Annotated in this window: 18 protein-coding genes and 1 tRNA gene; 14 read left to right on the top strand and 5 right to left on the bottom strand. The window is 53.0% G+C overall.

The genetic code is table 11. The annotated features are described in order from the left end of the window. Positions 1-169: 169 nt before the first annotated feature. The 7 genes from QWY20_RS12575 (at position 170) to QWY20_RS12545 (ending at position 7,064) form a co-directional block, all read left to right on the top strand. Positions 170-1,441, top strand: a complete 1,272-nt coding sequence (locus tag QWY20_RS12575; RefSeq protein WP_407935430.1) for an MFS transporter — start codon at positions 170-172, stop codon at positions 1,439-1,441. A 98-nt stretch (positions 1,442-1,539) separates the two neighbouring features. After that, on the top strand, positions 1,540-3,945 hold the full coding sequence (locus tag QWY20_RS12570; RefSeq protein ID WP_330129358.1) for a TonB-dependent receptor domain-containing protein: 2,406 nt from the start codon (positions 1,540-1,542) through the stop codon (positions 3,943-3,945). Between the two features lie 240 nt (positions 3,946-4,185). Continuing rightward, positions 4,186-4,740, top strand: coding sequence for a carboxypeptidase-like regulatory domain-containing protein (locus QWY20_RS12565; RefSeq protein WP_330129357.1), 555 nt, complete (start codon positions 4,186-4,188; stop codon positions 4,738-4,740). Further along, positions 4,737-5,906 (top strand): lipase family protein, encoded by a 1,170-nt coding sequence (locus QWY20_RS12560; protein ID WP_330129356.1) that lies wholly within the window; start codon positions 4,737-4,739, stop codon positions 5,904-5,906. The genes QWY20_RS12565 and QWY20_RS12560 overlap by 4 nt, the downstream gene beginning before the upstream one ends. Positions 5,907-5,984: 78 nt before the next feature. Continuing rightward, positions 5,985-6,236 (top strand): hypothetical protein, encoded by a 252-nt coding sequence (locus QWY20_RS12555; RefSeq protein WP_330129355.1) that lies wholly within the window; start codon positions 5,985-5,987, stop codon positions 6,234-6,236. A gap of 46 nt (positions 6,237-6,282) precedes the next feature. Further along, a complete protein-coding gene (locus QWY20_RS12550; RefSeq protein WP_407935429.1) occupies positions 6,283-6,648 on the top strand; it encodes a DUF6364 family protein in 366 nt (121 codons plus the stop codon). Beyond that, on the top strand, positions 6,645-7,064 hold the full coding sequence (locus QWY20_RS12545; protein ID WP_330129354.1) for a PIN domain-containing protein: 420 nt from the start codon (positions 6,645-6,647) through the stop codon (positions 7,062-7,064). Before QWY20_RS12550 ends, QWY20_RS12545 begins: the two co-directional genes overlap by 4 nt. Before the next feature lie 41 nt (positions 7,065-7,105). Here QWY20_RS12545 and QWY20_RS12540 read toward each other — a convergent pair whose 3' ends face one another. Further along, positions 7,106-7,807: a YebC/PmpR family DNA-binding transcriptional regulator gene (locus QWY20_RS12540; protein WP_330087157.1), complete on the bottom strand. Its 702-nt coding sequence runs from the start codon at positions 7,805-7,807 to the stop codon at positions 7,106-7,108. A 98-nt stretch (positions 7,808-7,905) separates the two neighbouring features. Between QWY20_RS12540 and QWY20_RS12535 the strand changes: the two genes are divergently transcribed. After that, complete coding sequence (locus QWY20_RS12535) at positions 7,906-9,690, top strand: ABC transporter transmembrane domain-containing protein (RefSeq protein WP_330129353.1); 1,785 nt, start codon at positions 7,906-7,908, stop codon at positions 9,688-9,690. Here the strand turns inward: QWY20_RS12535 and QWY20_RS12530 are convergent. Beyond that, a complete protein-coding gene (locus QWY20_RS12530) occupies positions 9,687-9,863 on the bottom strand; it encodes a DUF6435 family protein (protein ID WP_330129352.1) in 177 nt (58 codons plus the stop codon). The two genes, QWY20_RS12535 and QWY20_RS12530, sit on opposite strands and share 4 nt — an antisense overlap. Positions 9,864-9,966: 103 nt before the next feature. Continuing rightward, a complete protein-coding gene (locus QWY20_RS12525) occupies positions 9,967-12,663 on the bottom strand; it encodes a cation-transporting P-type ATPase (RefSeq protein ID WP_330129351.1) in 2,697 nt (898 codons plus the stop codon). 302 nt (positions 12,664-12,965) lie between these two features. On the opposite strand from QWY20_RS12525, the gene QWY20_RS12520 reads away from it, so the two are divergent. From QWY20_RS12520 to QWY20_RS12500, 5 genes are all read left to right on the top strand, one after another. Beyond that, the gene (locus QWY20_RS12520; RefSeq protein ID WP_330129350.1) at positions 12,966-13,994 is read left to right on the top strand and encodes a TonB-dependent receptor plug domain-containing protein; all 1,029 of its coding nucleotides are present in this window, start codon (positions 12,966-12,968) and stop codon (positions 13,992-13,994) included. Next, on the top strand, positions 13,987-14,772 hold the full coding sequence (locus tag QWY20_RS12515) for a LytR/AlgR family response regulator transcription factor (protein ID WP_330129349.1): 786 nt from the start codon (positions 13,987-13,989) through the stop codon (positions 14,770-14,772). The genes QWY20_RS12520 and QWY20_RS12515 overlap by 8 nt, the downstream gene beginning before the upstream one ends. Positions 14,773-15,026: 254 nt before the next feature. Further along, positions 15,027-15,719 carry a PEP-CTERM sorting domain-containing protein gene (locus QWY20_RS12510; RefSeq protein ID WP_330129348.1) on the top strand — a complete coding sequence of 231 codons (693 nt, stop codon included), beginning with the start codon at positions 15,027-15,029 and terminating at the stop codon, positions 15,717-15,719. Between the two features lie 132 nt (positions 15,720-15,851). Then, complete coding sequence (locus QWY20_RS12505) at positions 15,852-16,346, top strand: DUF4124 domain-containing protein (RefSeq protein WP_330129347.1); 495 nt, start codon at positions 15,852-15,854, stop codon at positions 16,344-16,346. Between the two features lie 245 nt (positions 16,347-16,591). After that, positions 16,592-17,749, top strand: a complete 1,158-nt coding sequence (locus QWY20_RS12500; RefSeq protein ID WP_330129346.1) for a Fic family protein — start codon at positions 16,592-16,594, stop codon at positions 17,747-17,749. A 93-nt stretch (positions 17,750-17,842) separates the two neighbouring features. Here the strand turns inward: QWY20_RS12500 and QWY20_RS12495 are convergent. Next, positions 17,843-17,919 (bottom strand) — tRNA-Val (locus tag QWY20_RS12495). 223 nt (positions 17,920-18,142) lie between these two features. On the opposite strand from QWY20_RS12495, the gene QWY20_RS12490 reads away from it, so the two are divergent. Further along, positions 18,143-20,965: an alpha/beta hydrolase family protein gene (locus QWY20_RS12490; protein ID WP_330129345.1), complete on the top strand. Its 2,823-nt coding sequence runs from the start codon at positions 18,143-18,145 to the stop codon at positions 20,963-20,965. A gap of 22 nt (positions 20,966-20,987) precedes the next feature. On the opposite strand, the gene QWY20_RS12485 is transcribed toward QWY20_RS12490, so the two are convergent. Beyond that, positions 20,988-21,930: DUF3080 family protein (locus QWY20_RS12485; protein ID WP_330129344.1), on the bottom strand; the 943-nt coding region annotated here is incomplete at its 5' end.

Raw genomic sequence — 21,930 nt, 5'->3', positions numbered from 1 at the left:
TTACCCTGAAAAAAAAGTTGCATCTTAAACGATTAAGATATAGCTTTATGGGAATGCTTCAGTTTGTCAATAGCCGGACAACAATAAAATAGCAGCGGTGATTTCGCTTCAGGCAAACCACCGACTGCCATCCGGCCAGCTGCAAGCAGAAAAGACAGGGAACCATTTGATGAATACAAAAAGCCATGCCAACAGCACGGCCAAAAGCTCGACCCAGCTAAATCCTGGGCTTGCTGTTGGCGTCACTACTGAAAGTATTCAGCGCCAGGTGCGCTGGATGACCTACCTGATGTTTTTCGTTTTTGCCATGACCACCGATGCGGTGGGGGTGATTATTCCCCAGGTGATGGCCGATTATCAGCTCTCGATGTTTCAGGCCAGCGCCTTTCACTATGTGCCGATGGTGGCGATAGGCCTGGCCGGGCTTTTACTGGGCCGCCTGGCCGATAAACTGGGCCGGAAAAAGCTGATTATCGCTGGCTTGCTGCTTTATTCGCTGTCTTGTTACGCCTTTATCGCTGGCGATAGCGCGCTGTTTTTTATTCTGCTGATGGGCCTTTGTGGCCTGGCGATTGGGATCTTTAAAACGGCGGCACTGGCGCTGATTGGGGATATCAGCCGCGACAGTCACGGCCATACCCGCACCATGAATACGGTAGAAGGCTTTTTTGCGCTTGGAGCCATTGCCGGCCCGGCGCTGGTGACCTGGATGATTGCCGCTTCCATCCACTGGAAGCAGTTGTATCTGCTGGCGGGCTTGCTGTGCACGGTGTTGGTGATTATTGCCGCCCGCATGCCGTATCCGCCTTATCAGGCTTCGGCGGAGCAGGTATCGCTGCGTCAATCGATGCGGCTGCTCAAAGATCGCTATGCTATGGGCTTTTCATTGGCGATAGCACTCTATGTCAGCTGCGAAGTGGCCATCTTTGTCTGGTTGCCAACCCTGCTGGCCGATTACAGCGGCCGCTTTGCGCTGCTGGCGCTGCATGCCGTCACCATCTTCTTTATTTTACGCGCGCTGGGCCGCTTTTTAGCCAGCCTGATTTTGCGCCATTTTTGCTGGAGCAGTGTGATGGCGGTGTTCACGGCGCTGATTTTCTTATGTTTTGCGCTTAGCATGCTGCTGGGCCGCGACTGGGCGCTGTGGCTGATGCCGCTGTCCGGGCTTTTTATGTCGATGATTTACCCCACGTTGAACTCCAAGGGCATCAGCTGTTTTCCACGGCAGCAGCATGGCGCCGTGGCGGGACTTATTCTGGCCTTTACCGCGCTGGCGGCTGCGGTAGCTCCAGCCCTGATGGCGCTGCTGGGCGATCTGGCCGGTGATGTGGTGGCTGGCTTTTACCTGGCTACTTTTTTTGCGGCTTTATTGGCGGCACTGATGTTGTACAACTGGCTGGCGCAACCGGCCAAAGCGCAGCTGGAGAAAATGTCGTCCTGACATTTTTTCCAGACTATTTTTTGCAAGCAAATCTTAAACGATTAAGTCGTGTTCCTTTAAAAATTAAAACACAGTACGATCAACACGGGAGACAAGCGATGAGACACAATCTGACAACCCCTTCACAATTGGCGCTGGCCATCAGTCTGGCACTGGGCAGCTCATTGGCGCTGGCCGAGCCGGACGAAAGCGATGCCAGTGAGAGCACCGGCCTTGGCTTTGAGCGCATTGTGGTCACCGGTGCGGTAGCGCGTAACCAAACGGTGATGCAATCCAGCGTTTCGGTCAGCACCGTAACCACCGAAGACATTCAAATAGCGGCACCGCGCAGTACCGCCGAGATTTTCCGTATGCTGCCGGGTGTGCGCAGCGAGTCCACCGGCGGTGATGGCAATGCCAATATTGCGATACGGGGCTTGCCGGTTGCGGCCGGTGGCGCCAAGTTTTTAACCTTGCAGGAAGATGGTTTGCCGGTAATGCAGTTTGGCGATATTGCCTTTGGTAATGCCGATATCTTTCTGCGGGCCGATTCGACCATTTCGCGGCTTGATGTCATTCGTGGTGGCTCGGCCAGTACTGCCGCCAGCAATTCACCAGGTGGCATTATTAACTTTGTCAGTAAAACCGGGCTGGAAGAGGGCGGCAGTGTTGCCTTTACCTCCGGCCTGAACTACGACAGTTTTCGTACCGACTTTGAATACGGTGGCGATATCAACAACGATACCCGCTTTCATATAGGTGGCTTTGTTCGCCAGGGCGAAGGGGTGCGTAACCCGGGTTATCAGGGTGAGAAAGGCTATCAACTTAAGGCCAATCTGACCAAAGAGTTCGACACCGGCTATGTCCGCTTGTATGCCAAGCACTTAAACGACCGGGTTGCCAGCTACATGCCGATGCCAATGTTTGCCGATGGCAGCTCGGTACCGGGCTTTGATGCGCGCAAAGACACCTTGCAATCGGTCTACCTGACGCAAACGGTACGGCTCAATGGCGACAACCAAATCTCGCGTGGTGATCTTCGTAATGGCATGAACCCGGAAGTGAACAGCTTTGGATTCGAAGCCATCTTTGATCTGGACGATAACTGGACATTGGAAAATCGTTTTCGCATCAATTCCGTTAGCGGGAATTTTATTACCTTGTTCCCTGCCGAAGTGGATAGTGCCCAAAGCATTGCCAACAGCATAGCCGGCGATGATGCGGTGGTGCGTTACGCAGTCGGGCCAAATGCAGGTGAGCGCTTCACGGCAGAAAATGCCATGCGCATTCATACCTTTGATGTGGAGCTGAATGACTTTGGTTCCATCGTGAATGATCTGAAGCTGTCGCGCCGCTTTGGTGAGGTCGATGTCACCTTTGGCTACTACATGGCCGATCAAAGCATTCGGATGTCCTGGCTATGGAACTCCTACCTGATGGCACTCAAAGGCGACAATGCCGAGCTGCTGGATGTGTATGCGGCCGATGGCACGGCCTTTTCCGAGCAGGGCTTGCTGGCTTACGGTGTGCCGTTCTGGGGCAATTGCTGTCAGCGCAACTACGATAGCGACTACAGCATCAAAGCGCCGTATCTGACGGCCAGCTGGGCCATGGGCGATTTATCGCTGGATGCCAGTGTGCGGCGTGATCTTGGTAAGGCCCGGGGTAGCTACGCCGGCGCGGTGCAAAGTAGCCGCGATATGAATGGTGACGGCATCATCAGCCAGGTCGAGCAAAGTGTGTCGGCCATTGATCTGGCCAATCCCAGCCTGGTCAATTACAGCTGGGGCTACAACTCTTATTCCGTGGGTGCCAACTACCAGTTAGACAACGACTGGGCTGTGTTTGGCCGAATCAGTAAAGGTGGCCGTGCCAATGCCGACCGTCTGCTGTTTGGCAAAGTCAATGCCGATGGCAGCGTGGCCAGAGAAGACGCCATCGATGAAGTCAAACAGTATGAATTGGGCAGCAAAAGCCGCCATGGCAATCTGAACTTGTTTGCCACCTTGTTCTTTGCCGAAACCGAAGAGCAAAACTTTGAAGCCACCACTCAGCTGTTTTTTGACCGGGTGTACCAGGCCAAGGGCATTGAATTGGAAAGCAGTTACCGCATCGGTGATTTTGACCTGCGCGGCTCGGTCACCTGGACCGATGCCGAGATCACCCGCGATGCGCTGAACCCGGATGTGGTTGGCAATACGCCACGGCGCCAGGCGGATTTTATTTACAGCCTGATTGCCCGTTACACCTTTGATCAGGCACAGCTTGGCCTGAGCCTGATTGGCACCACGGCAGCCTATGCGCAGGACAACAACGATCTGAAGTTCAGTGGTTATACCCAGGTCAATGCCTTTGCCAGTTATGATCTTGCGACCAACCTGACGCTGTCGCTGAACATCAACAACCTGTTCGATACCATCGGCATTACCGAAGCCGAGCAGGGCAGTGTGCCTGCCAATGGCATTATTACGGCCCGTACCATCAATGGCCGCACTGCCTCCTTGGGGCTGCGTTATCAGTTTTAAATAATGATTAAGTCAGGGGCTGCCTGGTACAGTAATGTTCGGCAGCGCCCTGACTTTGTTTATACTAGTAAACAAAAACCATACTTATTGAATCCCACCTCCAATAAATTCAATTTAGCCTAATACAGCTATTTTTGTTTCATAATTGCTGCTGAAAATATCCTTTTATGGCTTCCTTGTTGACACCTTTATAGCAAAGGTTAGAATTCACCATATCAATATACCCTTAGGGTTTACCGAATGCTTGAATGGCAGCGTATTGACAAAAAGCCAGCTATAGCTGGTTTGGCACTGATACTGTTGATGTTTACAACACATGTGGAGGCCGGTGTGTTTGGTTGGTTTAAAAAAACAGAGTTGGAACTATCTCCCGAGGTGAACGGTACTGTCACCTTGCACAACAAACCGGTAGCCGGGGCAACAGTACATCGCTACTTAACCTACAGTGATAAAAAATTTAATGACAGTGCCATTACGGATGAACAAGGCCATTTTCAGTTGCCGGTTAAAATTGCCAAACTGCGCGTTTCGCCGATGTTTGATACCACAGTAACGCAAACATTAGTTGTTGAGCATGCAAATTCGCGAACTGAGATTTGGGCTGCTGCCAATCTCAACACTTTGAACTACGACAGTATACGTCAATTGTTATCCAGCATGCAGTGTGAACTGACATCACCTGATATGAGACTGGAAATTCCGATGAGAAACCCTCAATCACCACCACTTGGTGTTGTCTCTATATGCACGTTTGAACACGATGAAATAATTTTAGAAAAGGAACTTTGGAAATGAATGAACTGACACCGCTCATGGCAGCATCTTTAGCGAACTCAGTTTATACCCTAAAAGAGAAGGGGATGGAGCAAAGGTTTCTTGCACTTCTCAGCAAACAGGTTACTAATAACTTTGACTTCGATTTAAGCAATCATCGCATTCAGGGCGTATCAGGTGGCTTTATTTCGCGGCTATTTAACCGGCAAACGGGCTTTGCGGCTATTGGCATAGGCAAAGCATCTTATACCGGTGATCATGTGGTTGCAATCCGCGGAACCGATGGTCTGCGAGATGTGATCACTGATCTGCATATTGGGTTAACCGGTGGTGAAAGTAATGCACTGGTGCATGCCGGTTTTAACAAAGTATTTCAAAGTATGAAACCGGCATTAGAGCAAAGCCTGACCCCTGTTTTGACGGGCAGTGGCCGCGGTACGGTGCACTGTATTGGTCACAGCTTAGGTGGTGCCCTGGCGCATATCACGGCAGATTGGGTGAAGCGCCGTTATAAAAAAAGAGTGTGCTTGTATACCTTTGGCGCCCCGCGGGTGGGTTTTGATGGCTTCTCTATCAAAACAACCGGCAGTATTGATAAAATTTTCCGTTGCACCCATGCAGGTGATCCTGTGCCTCTGGTGCCATTATGGCCCTTTATGCATGCGCCTTACAAAGGGCGGGAAATCTTGCTCAGTTCAGCGCAAGGCTTGCGCGCATCTGCCCACAGCATGGGCGAAAATGGCACGCCTGGTTATTTAAACACAGCCAACAGCCATAGCTGGGATGCGTTGCAAAGCCAATCTGCTGAATTGTTTAAAGCGACAGAGCTGCAATACCCCGACCGCCATCAGGTGACTTTTACCACCTACTGGGCGCACCGTATCAACAATGCGCTTATTACCCTGCTAAAAAAATCTGGGCAGCTTTCTGCCATCGCTGTGCAGGCAGGGGCCGTCACCTTTCTTACCTTTTATGATCTGCTTGCTTCATCGGTGGAGAAAATTGCAAAGTTATCCGCTGAATATGCAAACCAGACCTTAGGTTTGTTAGGGCATATGCTGGTTTTCGCAGGCAAAGGTGGAACCCAGGTGGTGGATCTATCCTACCGGTTTATTCGCTGGGTGTTCGAGGTGACGCTGGCAGCTTTGCATCGCTTAGTCCGCGAGGCCATGGTGTTTCTTCGTTAATCATTTAAAAACTATCTATACGTTAAGTAGGGGCTGTGTTCCTGGCTTGATACCCGTATTTGTGTGAGGTGTATTGCGTTGTCAGTTGTCATCGGGAAAAAAGAAGCCATTGCTTTACTGCAGCATTGGCAACAGCAAGGGCGCTCTTTGTTGCCCTTGCTTCGGGTGCAAGAAAATAGTAACGGCACTTTGGTGATTACTTTACCGGATTATGCAAGTAATCAATGGTTTACGGTGAAGGGAGGTTATCCTAATTACCAAATGGCAATGGCTGCATTTGGGCAATGGATTGATGGTTTTGTTCGTTCGTCGGATGTTGTTTGCCGTTAACGCATCAGGGTAGGGTGAAGCCTTGATAAACAAGCGTGGCGCAAGGATGCGCCGCCAAAATCATTGGCGTAAGCCATTGATCAAGGTTGCATGGCAGCGTTCTGCCTTGCGCTTTGCTACGTGTGCCGTATACTTGAAACAATTGAGCCGTATTGAGAGGGCGCAGATGGAGCAGACATCGACCAAACTAACGATTCGCCTGCCTAGCCAGGATGTTGATTTCGCCAAGAGCTATTCACAGCGGCATGGCATCACGGTTACCGAGATGATTGACCGCTATCTGCGTCGCTTGCGGGCGCTGGAGCAGTACACACCGTCGGTCGAACTGGAACAAATCAGCGGCCTGGTTCCCGAGCAGGTCGATGCACGGCAACTCTACCGCGATCATCTTCTAGACAAACACAGCCAATGATCCTGATTGATCTCAATGTCCTGTTGGATGTCATTCAGCAACGCGAACCACACTACCGTGCGTCTGCAGCCGTGTTGGATCAAGTGATCCATCGACAGAAGCAGGGGGCAGTCGCGGGGCATGCGGTCACCACCATTCATTACCTGGTGGGGCGTTATAACAACAATAGCGTTGCCGATCAAGTGGTTGCCTGGTTGCTCAAGCACTTTTCGGTAGCGGCGGTCGGGCATGCCGAACTCCTGCGCGCACAGGGGCTTGGCTGGCCAGATTTTGAGGACGCCGTCGTTGCAGCTGCCGCCGAAACTCTGGGATGTGATTGTATCATCACCCGCAATGTACGGGATTTTCGTCACTCACCTGTCAGTGCGTTGACTCCGGATGAGTACCTGCTGCAACCGGAGCCGCCCGCGCCTTAAATTGTGCTGCCTGTTATTATTCAGCTAGGGCGTGCCCTAGCTTAGCCCGCCAACCCCGCATAGACATTTTGCACATCGTCATCGTTGTCGATGGCATCCAAAAAGGCTTCCACTTCGGCCAGCGCATCGCCGCTTAATTCAACCGGGTTGTTGGCGCGGTACACCAGTTTGGCGGATTGGACTTCGTAGCCAAATTCCGGCAGGGCTTTGCTGACGGCATCCAAATCGGTCGGTTCGGTTAAAAACACCACGTCATTGCCTTCACCAGCTTCAAAATCCTGCGCACCGGCTTCAATGGCGGCCAGCTCTAAATCGGCATCATCGCTGCTTGGGGTGGCTTCAATTTGCCCAAGATGCTTAAAATCCCAGGACACAGCGCCCGAAGTAGCCAGCTGGCCTTTACGAAACAGCAAGCGCATACTCTGGGCCGAGCGGTTTTTATTGTCGGTTAAGCACTCGACGATGACCGGCACCTGATGCGGGGCAAAGCCTTCGTAGGTGACGGACTCATAGTTGACCGGGCCATCCAGCAAGCCGGCGCCTTTTTTGATGGCGCGCTCCAAGGTGTCTTTGGGCATGGAGGCCTTTTTGGCGGCATCAATGGCCGAGCGCAGTTTGCTGTTCATATCCGGATCGGCGCCATTGCGTGCAGCCACCATGATTTCTTTGGCCAGCTTGGTAAAAATACGTCCTTTGGATGCCGCTGCATCCATTTTGTGTTTGGTTTTCCACTGCGCGCCCATAAATAGTCCTGTACGAAAGCTAAAAAAGTGGCTTAGTCTAGCCAAAGCAGCCCTGTTCGCGCAAGTCAGACGCTCATCCAATCACGCAAGGACTAACAATGTCTCAATCCTCCACAGTTAACGCCACTGCCTCAAATAAGGCTGTATTGCCCTGGCTGCTGGCTTTTTTAAAGCCTTACCGCTGGCAGGTCGCGGCGGCGGTGTTTTTCCTGCTGGTGGGTTCCTTGGCCTGGCTTGCGCTGGGGCAGGGTGTGCGGCTGCTGGTAGACGAAGGCTTTGTGGCTGGCAATGCCGGGCGGCTGAATCAACTGGTCGGCTGGGTGTTGCTTATAAGCGCCATCAGCGCCAGCGCGGTGTTTTGCCGCTTTTACCTGATGACCTGGCTGGGCGAGCGGGTCAGTGCCGATATCCGCAATCGGGTGTACCGGCATTTACTGAAACTCTCACCGGCTTTTTACAGCGAAACCCGCACCGGCGAAGTGATTTCCCGCTTTACTGCCGATACCACCTTGCTGCAATCGGTGGTGGGCTCCAGTTTGTCGATGGCACTGCGCTCAGGCGTGACCGCCATCGGCGGCTTACTGATGATGCTGCTAACCAGTTTCAAATTGACGGCTTTGGTGCTGTTGGCAGTGCCTTTGGTGTTGGTGCCTATCATTGTGCTGGGCCGCAAAGTGCGGCGCTTATCGCGGGCCAGCCAGGATCGGCTGGCCGATATTGGTGCTCATGTCGATGAGAGCCTGCACGAAATTCACACCGTTCAGTCTTATGGCCATGAACGCCTGGATCAGCAGCTGTTCGCCGGCAAAATTGAGCAGGTGATCAATGCAGCCCAAAAGCGCATTTTTTACCGTGCTTTGTTGATTGGGCTGGTGATGCTGCTGAGCGTCAGTGCCATCACCTTGATTGGCTGGGCAGGGGCGCTGGATGTGTTGCAAGGCCGAATGTCAGCCGGTCAGCTTACGGCATTCTTGTTTTATGCGGTCTTGGTGGCGGGCGCGACTGCGACCATCAGCGAAGTGATTGGCGAGGTGCAGCGTGCAGCTGGTGCAACCGAACGTTTGATTGAATTGTCAGAGGTGCCGGTGCACATTGAGACGGTCGCACAGCCTCAGGCATTGCCACAGCCGGTGCAGGGACGTTTGGAGTTGCAACAACTCAGTTTTTCCTACCCGCAGGCTGGCAGCAGCGCTGCATTGAGCGGACTTGATCTTAGCATAGCGCCAGGTGAGCGCATTGCATTGGTCGGGCCTAGCGGCGCCGGCAAAAGCACTTTGTTTCAGTTGCTGCAACGCTTTTATCAGCCGCAGCAAGGTCGCATTTTGCTCGATAACATCGATATTGCCGAGCTGGATCTGGCCAGCTTACGGGCCCAATTTGCCCTGGTACCCCAGGATGCGGTGATTTTTGCCGATTCGGTGCTGGAAAATGTGCGTTATGGCCGGCCAGAGGCAAGCGAAGCTGAAGTGATAGCCGCCTGCATAGCGGCCCGGGCGGATGTGTTTATCCAGGAATTGCCTGAAGGCTATCACAGCCAATTAGGCGAGCGCGGTGTGCGTCTATCTGGTGGGCAGAAACAACGGCTGGCCATCGCCCGGGCTATTCTGGCGGATCGGCCGGTATTGCTGCTGGACGAAGCAACCAGTGCGCTGGATGCGGTCAGTGAGCATGCGGTGAAAGAAGCGTTGCAGCACCTGATGCAAGGCAAAACCACCCTGATCATTGCGCATCGCTTATCGACGGTGCTGCATGTGGATCGCATCGTGGTGCTGGACAAAGGCCGCGTCATTGCTAGCGGCAGTCACAGTGAGCTGATGGCCAGTTGCCCGCTGTACAAAGAGCTGGCAGAGCTGCAGCTGCTCAATCCCGGCAGTGCAGATTAAGATTGTTGCTGTTGCAACTGCTCAATTTGTTGCCATAAGGCTTCGCTTTCAGCGGTTAAATCGGCAAAGAGCCGCATATCGCCTTTGCGCTGTGCCAACATGGCTTGCTCCAGCTTTTGATCGTAGATTTTACGCAGTTTTTTGATAGGGTCGCGTTTAAATAATCCAAACATCGGCTTTGCTCCTGAGTGTTAAGTGTTTAAGTGCTAAAGTACAGGGTACGGCCTTATGCCGTATCCTGTTCACTTTTATTCACCAGCAGGCATCAAAAGTGCGTCAGCGCCAGAGCCATTTCTTCTCCAGCTCAATCAGCAGCATAATCGCCAGGCCCAGACCGATCGGGAGCAGCCAGTAAGCAAGGGGCAGGGCGCTGGTGCCGAATAATTGCTGCATAAAGGGCAGGTAGACGAATGCGAGCTGTAACAGCAGCAGAACTCCCATTGCCAGCCAGGCCACTTTGTTGGCAAACAACAAACCAAACCGTAAGCTGCACTCGGCCAGATAGCGGCTGTTGATCAAATAAAACGCCTGCGCCATCACCAGCGTATTGACCGCCAGGGTCCGGGCTGTACTGAGATCCACCTCAGCAGCCATGGCCGATAAAAACATCAAAATCGACACCCCACCAATCATCAGCGACACCAGACTGATGCGCCATAAAAACATCGCGCTTAAAATGGCTGCTCTGGGATCGCGTGGTGGCCGCTTCATCACGCCCGGCTCGGCCGGCTCAAACGCCAGCGCCAACGCCAGGGTTACTGCCACCACCATATTGACCCAGAGGATCTGCACCGGCGTTAGCGGCAAGGTCAGACCAAACAGCACCGCTGCCAGCATCACCAGACCCTGAGCACCATTGGTGGGTAAAATAAACAGGATGGCTTTACGCAAGTTGTCGTAGATGGTGCGCCCTTCGGCTATTGCTTGGGCGATGGTGCTGAAGTTGTCATCGGCCAGTACGATATCGGCCGCTTCTTTGGTAGCCTCGGTGCCCTTGATGCCCATGGCGATGCCCACATCAGCGCGCTTGAGCGCCGGGGCATCGTTAACACCATCGCCGGTCATGGCCACCACCTCGCCATTGGCTTGCAGTGCTTTAACCAGCCGAAGCTTGTGCTCCGGGCTGGTGCGGGCAAAGATGTTGCTGCGCCCGGCGATGGCTTGAAGTTCTTCATCGCTGGCGGCCTCAATTTCAGCACCTGTGACCACACACAAAGCACCATCGGCTGACAGCTGCATGGCTTTGCCGATGGCTTCGGCGGTGCCGGCATGATCGCCGGTGATCATTTTGACCCGAATACCAGCCTGATGGCACTGGGCGATGGCCTCAATAGCCTCGGGCCTGGGCGGATCGATGATGCCAATCAGGCCAATCAATGTCATCTCACTCAGTTCATCCAGCCCCAGCTCACTGTGTTCAGTGCTCTTGTTGGCAGCAGCCAGCACCCGCAGTCCCTGGCTGCTAAGCGCATCCAATTGCTGTTGCCAGAAGTCGCTATCCAGCGCTTCGGCATCGCCGTTGGCATCCAGCTGGCTTGTGCAACGTTCCAGCAAGCGATCCGGTGCGCCTTTCAGCAAAATCTGCCGGCTGCCATCCGGCCGTTGCTCCAGACTGGCCATAAACTTGTTTTCAGACTCAAACGGGATCACCGCCAACCGCTGGTAGCGTTCACGTTCAAAGCCGGCTTTCTCTGCCAGGCACAGCAAGGCGCCTTCGGTTGGCTCGCCCTGGACGCCCCAGTTTTCATTCTGCTGGGTCAACTGGCTGTCGTTGGCAACCGCGACCACTTCAATCAGGGCGGCCAGAGTTGGCTGTTTAAGCGCAGTTAGGTGCTCGCCTTCCAGCTCGAAATCACCTTCCGGCTGATAGCCCAGTCCACTGATCTGGTAGTTTCCGGCGGTGGTGATCACCTGACTGGCGGTCATCTCATTACGGGTTAAAGTACCGGTTTTATCTGAACAAATCACGGTAATGGAACCTAAGGTTTCCACCGCATTTAACCTGCGGGTAATGGCATTGCGACGGGCCATTTGCTGCACGCCAAGCGCCAGAGTGATGGTTAAAATGGCTGGCAGGCCTTCAGGGATAGCGGCAACAGCAAAGCCGATCGCCGCTAAAAACAGTTCGCCAATGGCAAAATCATGCAGCAGATAGCCAATCAGTAGCATCAGCAGCGCCAAAGCAACAATCACCACCGATAGCCATTTACTGAACTGCGCCATTTGGCGGGTCAGCGGCGTCGCAATGGCCTGCACCGATGAAAGCATGGCGTTGATTTGGCCTATTTCTGTATGGGCACCAGTTGCAGTGACCACCGCGGTACCGCGCCCGGCGGCGACTAAGGTGCCGGAAAACGCCATGCAAAAACGGTCGCCGACACCGGCATCTGCTGCTACAGCCTGAGTGTTTTTTTCGGTGGGCACCGACTCGCCGGTCAGCGCCGACTCTTCAATCCGCAGGTTGTTAGTTTCCAGCAGCCGCATATCGGCCGGTACTTTGTCGCCGGAGCGAAGCCGCACTATATCGCCAACCACCAATTGCTCGGCTGCCAGCTGCTGCCAGCTGCCATCCCGCTTTACGGTGGCATGCAAAGACAGCATGTTTCGAATGCCGGCCAGTGCTTTTTCGGCTTTGCCTTCCTGCACAAAACCGATGCTGGCATTGAACAGCACCACCGCCAGAATCACCCAGGTGTCCAGCCAGTGCCCCAGCAAGGCGGTAATGCCGGCTGCTGCCAGCAAGATGTATATCAGCGTATCGTGGAAATGCTTAAAAAACCGCTGCAAGATGCCTGGCTGGGGGGGCTCGGGCAATGCATTGGTACCATGTTCGCTTAGCCGTTTGGCGGCTTCAGCCGTGCTTAGCCCCTCGATAGTACTGTGCTGGTGAGCAAGCAACTCCTTGGCGTCTTCCGCATGAGCTGGCGGACGGCCTGATTGCTCAGGTGAACCAGATGGTGTCTTGTTGGGCATACATTCTCCTGATAAATCAGTCGGAACCCCCTTAGTGTGACGGCTCTGTTTCCAAACTGCAATGTGCTGGATCAAGCTTAGGTTTTAGCCTGACAGCTTGCCATCCGATGTTTGGACAAGGCAGGCTGCTCTGTTATCGGGTTGTAGTGTCTGCAGCTCGCCTTGCCGAATCTGGCTGGTTTTTGGGCAAAAAAACACACTAGAGTACTGCTGATAATAATAACGTCAGAACATTCATAGCTTTGCCTACACAATTTTTGCCCAAACAACAATAAGACGACAAGAGCCCGGGGAGGGTAGACATGTACAAGTTAAACGCCATTACACTGGCCATGCTGATGGCCGGTGCACTGCCGGCCATGGCCGCACAAAGTGCGAGCGACAATGACAATCAACCAGTGGCTGAAAGTGATCGCGCCATTGAGGTGATCTCAGTCACTGCCACCAAGCGCCGTACTGCCTTGATGGAAACGCCAGTGGCCATCACGGTATTGACGCAGGAGCAACTGCGGCAAAGCGGTATCCACAACATCAAAGACATGGCTGATCTGGTGCCGGGACTGGATATCTCCATGGCCACCGATCAGGCCGCGCCGGTTATTTCGATGCGCGGGGTACGTTCAACCAATATTACCGAGCTCGGAGATCCGGCAGTCGGCGTACACCTGGATGGCATCTACTCGCCCCGGATGCAGGGTGCTTTAGCGCTAATGTACGATGTCGAGCGGGTTGAAGCCCTGCGGGGGCCTCAGGGCACGCTATTTGGCCGTAACTCGACGGTGGGCAGCATCAATGTGATTTCTGCCAAGCCTGATTTTTCCGGTACTTTTGGCAACGTCAATCTGGAAGCGGGCCGCTTTAACACCCGAAGCGCCGGTGGTTTTGTCAATCTGCCGGTGAATGATGAGTTTGCTATTCGCATTGCCGCCAAGGGCTTAAAGCGCGATGCCTACCTGGAAGGGTACTGGGATCCCAATCAGTACGATACCCGTCGCTTAAGTCCGGAGGTGCTGAATGCGCCAGTCATTTCAGAAAACTCCTATCAGGGCATTGGCTCTACCGTCACCCAGCGTGAGAACTGGTGGATTGATAGTGCTGGTACCGATCCAGAAGCGCAGCGGGTGCGGGCTTTAACGCCGGCCAACAAAAAAGATTTTTACCACAATGCCAATGAGTACTCATACCGAATCAGTGCTTTGTGGGAACCCAGTCATGGCCGCTTTAGCAACCACACAGTGTTCCAGCAGTACAGCAACAACAGTGGTGGCAGCCTGGATTTGGTGAACTGCGATCAGTTGCGGGGCCGCCCCGACGAGTTTGGTGGTGGATGACGAACCCAGCGCCATTGAAGGGCTGGCTATCCGCCTTGCGGCCTTTCCTGAGGTTAGGATTATCGGTCAGGCCAGCACAGTGGATGAGGCCCTGGCACTCATCAATCAGTGCGCACCGGACCTGGTTTTTCTTGACATTGAAATGCCCGGCAAATCCGGTTTTGAGCTGGTAAAGCAACTGCAACCGGAAATCTGTCCTGCTGTTGTGTTTGTTACTGCTTTTCATCACTACGCGGTGCAGGCATTTGAAGTGCGGGCGCTGGATTACTTGCTTAAACCGGTGAAAACCGAGCGATTGGCCGAAGCCATCGCCAGGGTCAGCGACAATCTGTATCGGCCAGCCAGCAAGCAACAACTGCTGGCCGCGGTGGATCAGTTGCAGCAAAGGGAGCAACAAATAACGCCTGGTATAGAGCCAGACTATTCCATTCATCAGGACAAGCTGGTGATCCAGGATGGCCACCAGCCGGTGCAGCTGGTTCCATACTCCGATATTCTATGGATCGATGCCGCAGGCGATTACATGTGTGTTCATACCGGGGATGCCACCTTTGTGATGCGGGCGCGGATGAAAAGCCTGATCCAGCAAACCCTGCCGGCAAATTTCTTGCGCATTCATAAATCCACCATTGTAAATCTTCTGCATATCAACAGTTTGGAACCGCTTAACAACTCGGAGTACCACGCCACTTTAAGCAACAACAAAACCTTAAAAGTTAGCCGCACCTTTAGTCGTGAGTTAAAAACCAGGTTGTCACCAAACAAGCCTGCTGGTTAAGGTGCACCGATAATGTATCCATAACGTCATATTTAAGATCATAATAGCAATAAATTTATACATAAATACTACATAAATTAGCGTTGCATCATTTTGAGTGATTCTTGTACAATACCATTGTTGCTTAGCGAGGTTCTTGGCTCAGCAGCATCAAACAGTCTGTGTAGTATGGTGTGCTTGTCAAATGGGTTTTTCTGCCTAGGTACCATTCTCAATCAGGGATAAAGATTTCGCATCTGCAAGGAGAGATTCAGATGAAATTTCGCGTATGTTTAACTGCTGCTGCACTGCTGACAACAGCCATGGTGAGCCAACAGGCCTCTGCCAGCTTGATTGTCGATGCAGCGTATCAAAGTTTTAGTGGTCAATCGGTTACTGTTCGTCACCAGGGGACTACATCCAATCAGCAGGCAGGCTTGCTCCAGTTTAATCTGGCGTCATCTACCAATACTGCTGTGCTTCCTTTTGATGTCAACGGCCTGTCAATCGATGCATTTTGCGTGGAGTTTACTCAGGGCGTAATGTCTGGTTGGCAAAGTTACAGCCTGGTTGAAACTGCCCAGGTGTTTTCTGCTACCCAGTCTATGGCCATTGAGCGTCTCTATACTGCTTACCACAATCAAGTTGATACTCCTGCCAGTAAAGCGGCTTTTCAGTTAGCATTATGGGAAGTGGTGCATGAGAATGGGTCAAACTGGAGTCTGACTACAGGTAATTTCCGTGTGACCAGCAATGGTGCTGCCAGAGATATGGCCAATCAGTGGTTGTCAAACCTGGATAGCATTGAAAGCCAGTTCAGCTTGTATGTTTTAACCAATGCCAACTCTCAGAACCAACTGGTATTTTCCGGTGTGCCACTGGATACACCAACGCCAGTGCCAGCTCCAGCTACCATCGGGTTGTTTGGGTTGGGTGCTTTGTGGTTGCTCCGCCGCCGCAAGTCGTAACAAATATTCCGAAAAGACCGGGGCTGAATGCCCCGGTTTTTTATTTGCCCAAAGCTTTTAAAACACTTTCCAAGTCATTAAAACTGATTTAACCTTCGTGGTAGATGTTTGGCCCAAGCTTCCGGTATTCAAATGAAAAAACTGCTCCCTCTTAGTCTGATCTTATTCAGTGTTGTTAGCCATGCCAGCGTTTACCGCTGCGAGCAAAATGGTGTGACTTTGTTTAGTCAAACGCCATGTGCTGATAACGCCGAGAAGCTGGCACAATACGACACCACCCCCACCAAGCGTGATGCTGCATCTCCGGCAAGAGACAGCGCTCAGAACAGCAATGCCACTGAAAGCTTGCAGCAGATCAGTCTGAATGTTCGTAAGCAAAGTTTAGAACGCCAGTTGCAGCAACTGAACAATCGGCGGCAGAATTTGGAGCGGGAGCGCAATGCCAAGTTGTCTGAAATCACCGGCGAAGACATTCAATCACCGGATGCGGTGACCGGCCGCACTTTTATTGCCGGCGCGGCGGAAGAAATGCGTTCGGTGCTCAATCATTACCAACTGGAAATCAGCAAGGTACAGCAACAGGCAGGGCAGGTCGCAGAGCAGCTGCGCCAGCTGCAGGCGTTGTAACAGAGCTGTATCAGCCAAAACGCTACGTAATGGAGTGGCGTTTTTTATACTATTAGAGTAAGACATGTATAGTTTTTATGATTTTCTATAAATACTAAAGCCTTCATTGATTCTACAACCGCATGAAAACAGTCAACAACGCAAGGGTAAGCACTTAAAACAAATTAAATTAAGCTTTGAGCTTATTTTAATTTCGAAATTAAGTTAAATTAAAAGCCGGTTTTAATTTAACTTTAGGATAAACCATGCAGCGAGGAATCACCGGGCATTACGTAGCTAGTATCGCGGGTGGGGTAAACTGTCAGGCTTTTGTGCCAGCACCCTTACCACCAGAGCCAGCGCTGTTGCTCGATACCAAGCTGCAAGGACGCATTAATCAGGCCATGCTGGCGCTAGGTAGATTGGATGCCATCAGTACCTTGTTGCCAGATGCCCGTTTGTTTTTATACAGCTATGTGCGCAAAGAGGCCGTGATGTCTTCCCAGATTGAAGGCACCCAATCGTCACTCAGTGATTTAATGCTGTATGAAATGGAAGGCATGCCAGGCGTGCCGATGGACGATGTGCAGGAAGTGTCTTGCTATGTTAGCGCCTTAGAGTTGGGAGTTAGCCGTATCAACGAAGGGCACCCCATTACCTTTCGGTTGCTAACGGAATTACACCGGGCACTGATGACCTCGGGGCGGGGCATTAGCAAAGGCCCGGGTGAATTTCGTAAAAATCAGGTCTGGATTGGCGGTTACCGCGCCGATGAAGCCACCTTTGTACCCACGCCGGCACATGAGCTGGCGCAGTGCTGGGCTGATTTAGAGCGCTTTTTAAATGACGTGCCACAAGAAACCGACCCGTTAATTAAAGCAGCGCTGGCCCATGTGCAGTTTGAAACCATTCACCCCTTTATGGACGGCAATGGCCGGCTGGGCCGGCTACTTATTCCGCTGATTTTGCTGCAGGCAAAGGTATTAAGCCAACCGCTGTTGTATCTGTCGGTATTTTTTAAAAAACACCGGCAAACCTACTACGAGCGCTTACAACTGGTACGGACGACTGGCGATTGGGAAGGCTGGCTACTGTTTTTTGCCGATGCGGTAGCTGCTACTGCAACCCAGGCTGTACAAATGGCGCAGCAGCTTAATAGTTTACGTAGTGAGCATCGGGCTGCATTGGCCAGCTTTGGCCGCATAGCGTCATCCGCTCAGCAGGTGCTGGATGTGTTATTTGAATACCCCATTGCCAACATCAACACCTTAGTGAAACAAAGTGGCCTGACAGCCGCTACGGTAGGTAAGGTGATGGATAAACTACTGCAACCCGAATTAGCCTGGGTGCAAGAGCTCACCGGCCAAAAACGTAATCGGGTATTTGCTTACCGTGCTTATATTGAAATTTTGAATCAGAATTAACCTGACCAAAAACTACATCGTTCTGTAATATTTTGAATCAATAGCTTAAAAACAAAAACGCCGCTCAATGAGCGGCGCTTTTGTTTGAGAATTTGGTGCGTCCTAGTGGATTCGAACCACCGACCCCCACCATGTCAAGGTGGTGCTCTAACCAACTGAGCTAAGGACGCAGAATGTTGTCTCTGACAACGGCCGCTATCTTAGTGGGCGGTCGGTAGCTTGGCAAGTGTTTTTTTAACGGGCTGAGCTGTTTGGCGGATTTTTACCCGTATGCTGGTGCTGCAGCCACTAAACTGCGGTTTATCCCATGCTTTTGCTGCTTGATGGGGTTTTTCTGCACGGCAAATATGCCTGTGGTAAGGTTGGATGGATGTCGTCTTATAAGAATAAACCATGAATAGAAACCAACCATCCGTGCGCCGTTTGGCGCTTTGTTTTACTCTGGCATTAGGTACCTTTGCCTGCAGCCAGTTACCAACCAGTGTAACGCCAGCACCCACTGCGGTGGTGATCCCATCCAGCGCTGTGGTGACCGATGTGCTCAGGCCGCTGACCTTTAGCGATATCATGCAGTTTCGTGAAATCAAACAGCGCAGCGTCAGCAGCAATCAGCAGGCGATGGTCTATACCGCAGAACCAGACTATGGCGACAGTACCGGCTATCTGGTGAATGTGCTGACCGGGCAGCAATTTTCAGTGCCCTATGCCGATCGCGGTCAGTTGAATGCCGATGGCAGTTTTGCGCTGTTCCGTCAGCGTTCGCCCTTGTTGCTGCGCGAGCAAGCCACCGACAAAGCCGCCCGTGATGCCTTGGCGCATGATGCGGTGTTGTTAAATGCTGTGACTGGCGAGCAACAGTTGTTTGCCGCTATCGACCGCTTTGCCTTTACCGGCGATGGCCACCAGGCGTTGCTGCTGGCCCGTAAGGCCGACAGCAACGACAAAACCCAGTTGCTTAGTGCGGTGCAGCTGACGAACACCGGCCGGATGGAGCAGGGCAAGTCGATTGAGCTGGGCCAGATCAGCGAATTTGCGGTGGCTGAGCAGGGCACTTTGGTCGCCTATGTGCTGGAATTTACCGATCAAGACGATGACAGTCTTACCCTGCAGCAAGTGATGCTGTGGGATGCGGCTTTTGACCGCCGCTTTGAGCTGGCACCACCTTCTGCCGCCCGGTACCAACAGCTCATCTTTAGTGCCGATGGCCAGCAACTGGTGTTTTTTGCCGGTGAGCGTGCTGAAAAGAACCAGGAAGTCGCGCAGCAGCTCTGGCACTGGCCATCTGAACAAAATAAAGCCGCCCCGCACGAGCTCAAACACGAAGGCTGGCAGCTGAGCGCGCAGCAAGCTCCGCGCTTTTCCGAGGATGGCAAGCGGGTCTTTGTTGGCTTTCGACCCGAATCAGCCCCGGCCGCGCCAGACATCGAGCCGCCGCAAAGCGAAGCCGAGCTCTTTGATTCCGAGCGTTTGTTAAGTGACCGTCGTCTGCAGGTCTGGCATGGCCAGGACGATCGCATTAATTCACAGCAAAAAGCCGAACACCAGCAAGCGCAGCGACGCACGGCGCCTGCGGTATTCTGGTTGCAGGACGAACAGCTGGTGCTGCTGGGTGAGGATGTGGAAGACCGGCTCTATGAGAGCGAGCACAGCGAGGCGGCACTGATCAGCAACGGCCGGCCTTATTTGCAGGACCTGACCTGGGATGGCCGCTTTCACGATGTCTGGCACGTCCATTTACGCACCGGAGCGCGCCAGCAGGTGTTTGCCCGGAATCGCACTGTCGAACGGGCCCATTTATCACCGACGGGCCGTTATGCGGCCTATCAGCAAGGTGGCAGCTGGCAGTTGTTTGATAGCCACACCGGTGAGCGGCGCACTTTGGGGAGCGATGCAGGTGTTTCCTGGCTCGATGAAACCCACGATCGGCCAGAGCCTGCGTCCAGTTATGGCGTAGCCGGCTGGTTGGCTGATGAAACGGCAGTGTTGGTGTACGATCGTTTTGATATCTGGCAGTTGTCGCTTGATGGCAGCAGTGTCAATCTGACCCGTATCGGCCGGGATAGCCAGCAGCGCTTTCGGGTTGAGCGCACCGATCCGAAAGCCCTTGCCATTGAGCCTGATGCGGATGTGCTGCTAAACCGCTTTGATGAAGAAGATAAAAGCTATGGCTTTTACCAGTTAAGTCTGAGCAATCAACACCTGCAGCAACTGCTGGCGGATACCAAACGCTTTGACCTGGTAGAGGCCCTGCCTGAGCTGGGCGGTTATTTGTACACCGAGCAAAGCTTTCGGCAGTTCCCTAATATCTGGTATGCCAATGCTGATTTTTCCAAGCGGCAGCAACTGACCGATCTGAACCCACAAAAAGCCCAGTTTGTCTGGGGCGACAGCCATCTGATTGACTGGTTGACTGAAGATGGTGAGCGCTTGCAGGGCGTGGTGATCACCCCGGATGGCTTTGATGCCAATCGCCGCTACCCGGTGCTGGTCTACTACTACGAGCAATTTTCCCAGCGCCTGCATCACTTTAATCAGATGAAGGTCAATCACCGGCCGAATTTCCCGTTTTATCTGGGTCAGGATTATGTGGTGCTTTTACCGGATGTACGCTTTCGCGAAGGCGCGCCCGGGCCAAGTGCCACCGAGTCCTTGCTGCCGGGCATTGATCGCTTGATTGAACTTGGCATTGCCGATCCCAATGCCATTGGTTTGCACGGCCACAGCTGGTCGGGCTATCAAACGGCTTTTGTGGTGACCGAAACCGACCGTTTTGCTGCAGCTGTAGCCGGCGCTCCGGTATCCAACATGACCAGTGCCTACAGTGGCATCCGCTGGCAAACCGGTTTGGCACGTTTGTTTCAGTACGAAACCGGCCAGAGCCGTTTGGGGGTGTCGATGTTTGAAGATAGGGCGCCGTACATCAAAAATTCGCCGGTGTTCTTTGCCGATCGCATCAACACACCCTTGCTGATCCAATTTGGTGATAAAGATGGCGCTGTACCCTGGGAGCAGGGCATTGAGCTGTATTTAGCCATGCGCCGGTTGCAGAAGGATGTGGTGATGCTGCATTACGAAGGCGAGGGGCATCACTTGCAGCGCTTTGCCAACAAACTGGATTACAGCATCAAGATGCTGGAGTTTTTTAATCATTACCTGAAAGGTGAGCCGGCTCCGGATTGGTGGCTACAGGGCATGCCGTATCAGGCATACGATTAACGGATGAGTATCAAAGGCCAGCTTAGTCTGGCCTTTGGGTTAAACCAGCCGCACAGTCGCTGTTCAATTGCTGCCACCAGCCGACATGGGCCAGGATTTCCTGTTGCAACTGCGTAGCGCTGCCAGCGTAGCGCTGCTCTATTACCGGCAGCAGTGGGCTGTGCCGATACAATTGTTGCAGCTCGGGCCAGAGCGCCTGCATATGGCGTTGGTGCAGGTTGAAATAAGGCTGCAGCTCTTCAGCAAAAAACTTCAAAAACACTGTGGTGAGGATGCTGAGTTGCTCTGTTGAGCGCTGGTTTGGGCAAAATTGTGTAGGCTCAAGAGCCAGCAGAGCTGCATTCAGACTGGTTAACCAGCCAGTCAGATAGCGCTGGCTGTACTGCAGCACCGCCAGGGTATCGAAACGATGCAACACGCCAAGTGCCGCCTCAATATCAATCGCTGCGGCGGCTGGCCAGTCTTGTGCTGAGATAGCGTTTTGCAGTTGGTTTAGCTGCTGCAGTGCGGCCTGGCTCTCTACCAGTGCCTCCTGGCCGGCTAGCGGCAACAGCTGGCTTTTGCCATGCAGTTGTTGACGCAGGGTCTGCTCGGCATGCAGCATATTAAAAAATGACAGCTCAATGCTGTTTCGTTTGCTGTACAAAATATCGGCAAGTTGCTGTTGCAGTGGTTCAGGGATGCTGTCCTGTTGCAGGCAATGTTCTAATTGCCGCAGTAAACGGAGTTCATAGTTCAGCCGCAGGCTATGGCTTTGCACCCGGCCCAGGCTGGAGTTGCGTTCGGCGATTAATGCGTCCAGCCCGCATTGGCGGCTGGCCCAGGCATCCAGCAGATCCAGCCGCAGATCCGGCAACGGGTGCAGTAAATCACGGGCTGCAGGCAGCGTATCGGCTTGCAGCGGCTGCCACCGCTCAGGGGCAATGCCAGCAACCCGCTCCAACCGGCTTTGGTAATTGGTTAAT

Source organism: Alkalimonas cellulosilytica (assembly GCF_036325985.1).
Classification (GTDB): Bacteria; Pseudomonadota; Gammaproteobacteria; order Enterobacterales; family Alteromonadaceae; genus Alkalimonas; species Alkalimonas cellulosilytica.
Note: the sequence above shows the minus strand (reverse complement) of the source record. Positions and strands in the feature narration are given on the sequence as shown.

Excerpts from the sequence above, each read along its gene's own strand:
- QWY20_RS12575 (WP_407935430.1), top strand. The coding sequence starts at position 170 with ATGAATACAAAAAGCCATGCCAACAGCACGGCCAAAAGCTCGACCCAG.
- QWY20_RS12510 (WP_330129348.1), top strand. The coding sequence starts at position 15,027 with ATGAAATTTCGCGTATGTTTAACTGCTGCTGCACTGCTGACAACAGCC.
- QWY20_RS12565 (WP_330129357.1), top strand. The coding sequence starts at position 4,186 with ATGCTTGAATGGCAGCGTATTGACAAAAAGCCAGCTATAGCTGGTTTG.
- QWY20_RS12500 (WP_330129346.1), top strand. The coding sequence starts at position 16,592 with ATGCAGCGAGGAATCACCGGGCATTACGTAGCTAGTATCGCGGGTGGG.
- QWY20_RS12560 (WP_330129356.1), top strand. The coding sequence starts at position 4,737 with ATGAATGAACTGACACCGCTCATGGCAGCATCTTTAGCGAACTCAGTT.
- QWY20_RS12505 (WP_330129347.1), top strand. The coding sequence starts at position 15,852 with ATGAAAAAACTGCTCCCTCTTAGTCTGATCTTATTCAGTGTTGTTAGC.
- QWY20_RS12535 (WP_330129353.1), top strand. The coding sequence starts at position 7,906 with ATGTCTCAATCCTCCACAGTTAACGCCACTGCCTCAAATAAGGCTGTA.
- QWY20_RS12525 (WP_330129351.1), bottom strand. The coding sequence starts at position 12,663 with ATGCCCAACAAGACACCATCTGGTTCACCTGAGCAATCAGGCCGTCCG.
- QWY20_RS12530 (WP_330129352.1), bottom strand. The coding sequence starts at position 9,863 with ATGTTTGGATTATTTAAACGCGACCCTATCAAAAAACTGCGTAAAATC.
- QWY20_RS12545 (WP_330129354.1), top strand. The coding sequence starts at position 6,645 with ATGATCCTGATTGATCTCAATGTCCTGTTGGATGTCATTCAGCAACGC.
- QWY20_RS12540 (WP_330087157.1), bottom strand. The coding sequence starts at position 7,807 with ATGGGCGCGCAGTGGAAAACCAAACACAAAATGGATGCAGCGGCATCC.
- QWY20_RS12520 (WP_330129350.1), top strand. The coding sequence starts at position 12,966 with ATGTACAAGTTAAACGCCATTACACTGGCCATGCTGATGGCCGGTGCA.
- QWY20_RS12570 (WP_330129358.1), top strand. The coding sequence starts at position 1,540 with ATGAGACACAATCTGACAACCCCTTCACAATTGGCGCTGGCCATCAGT.
- QWY20_RS12490 (WP_330129345.1), top strand. The coding sequence starts at position 18,143 with ATGAATAGAAACCAACCATCCGTGCGCCGTTTGGCGCTTTGTTTTACT.
- QWY20_RS12550 (WP_407935429.1), top strand. The coding sequence starts at position 6,283 with ATGCGCCGCCAAAATCATTGGCGTAAGCCATTGATCAAGGTTGCATGG.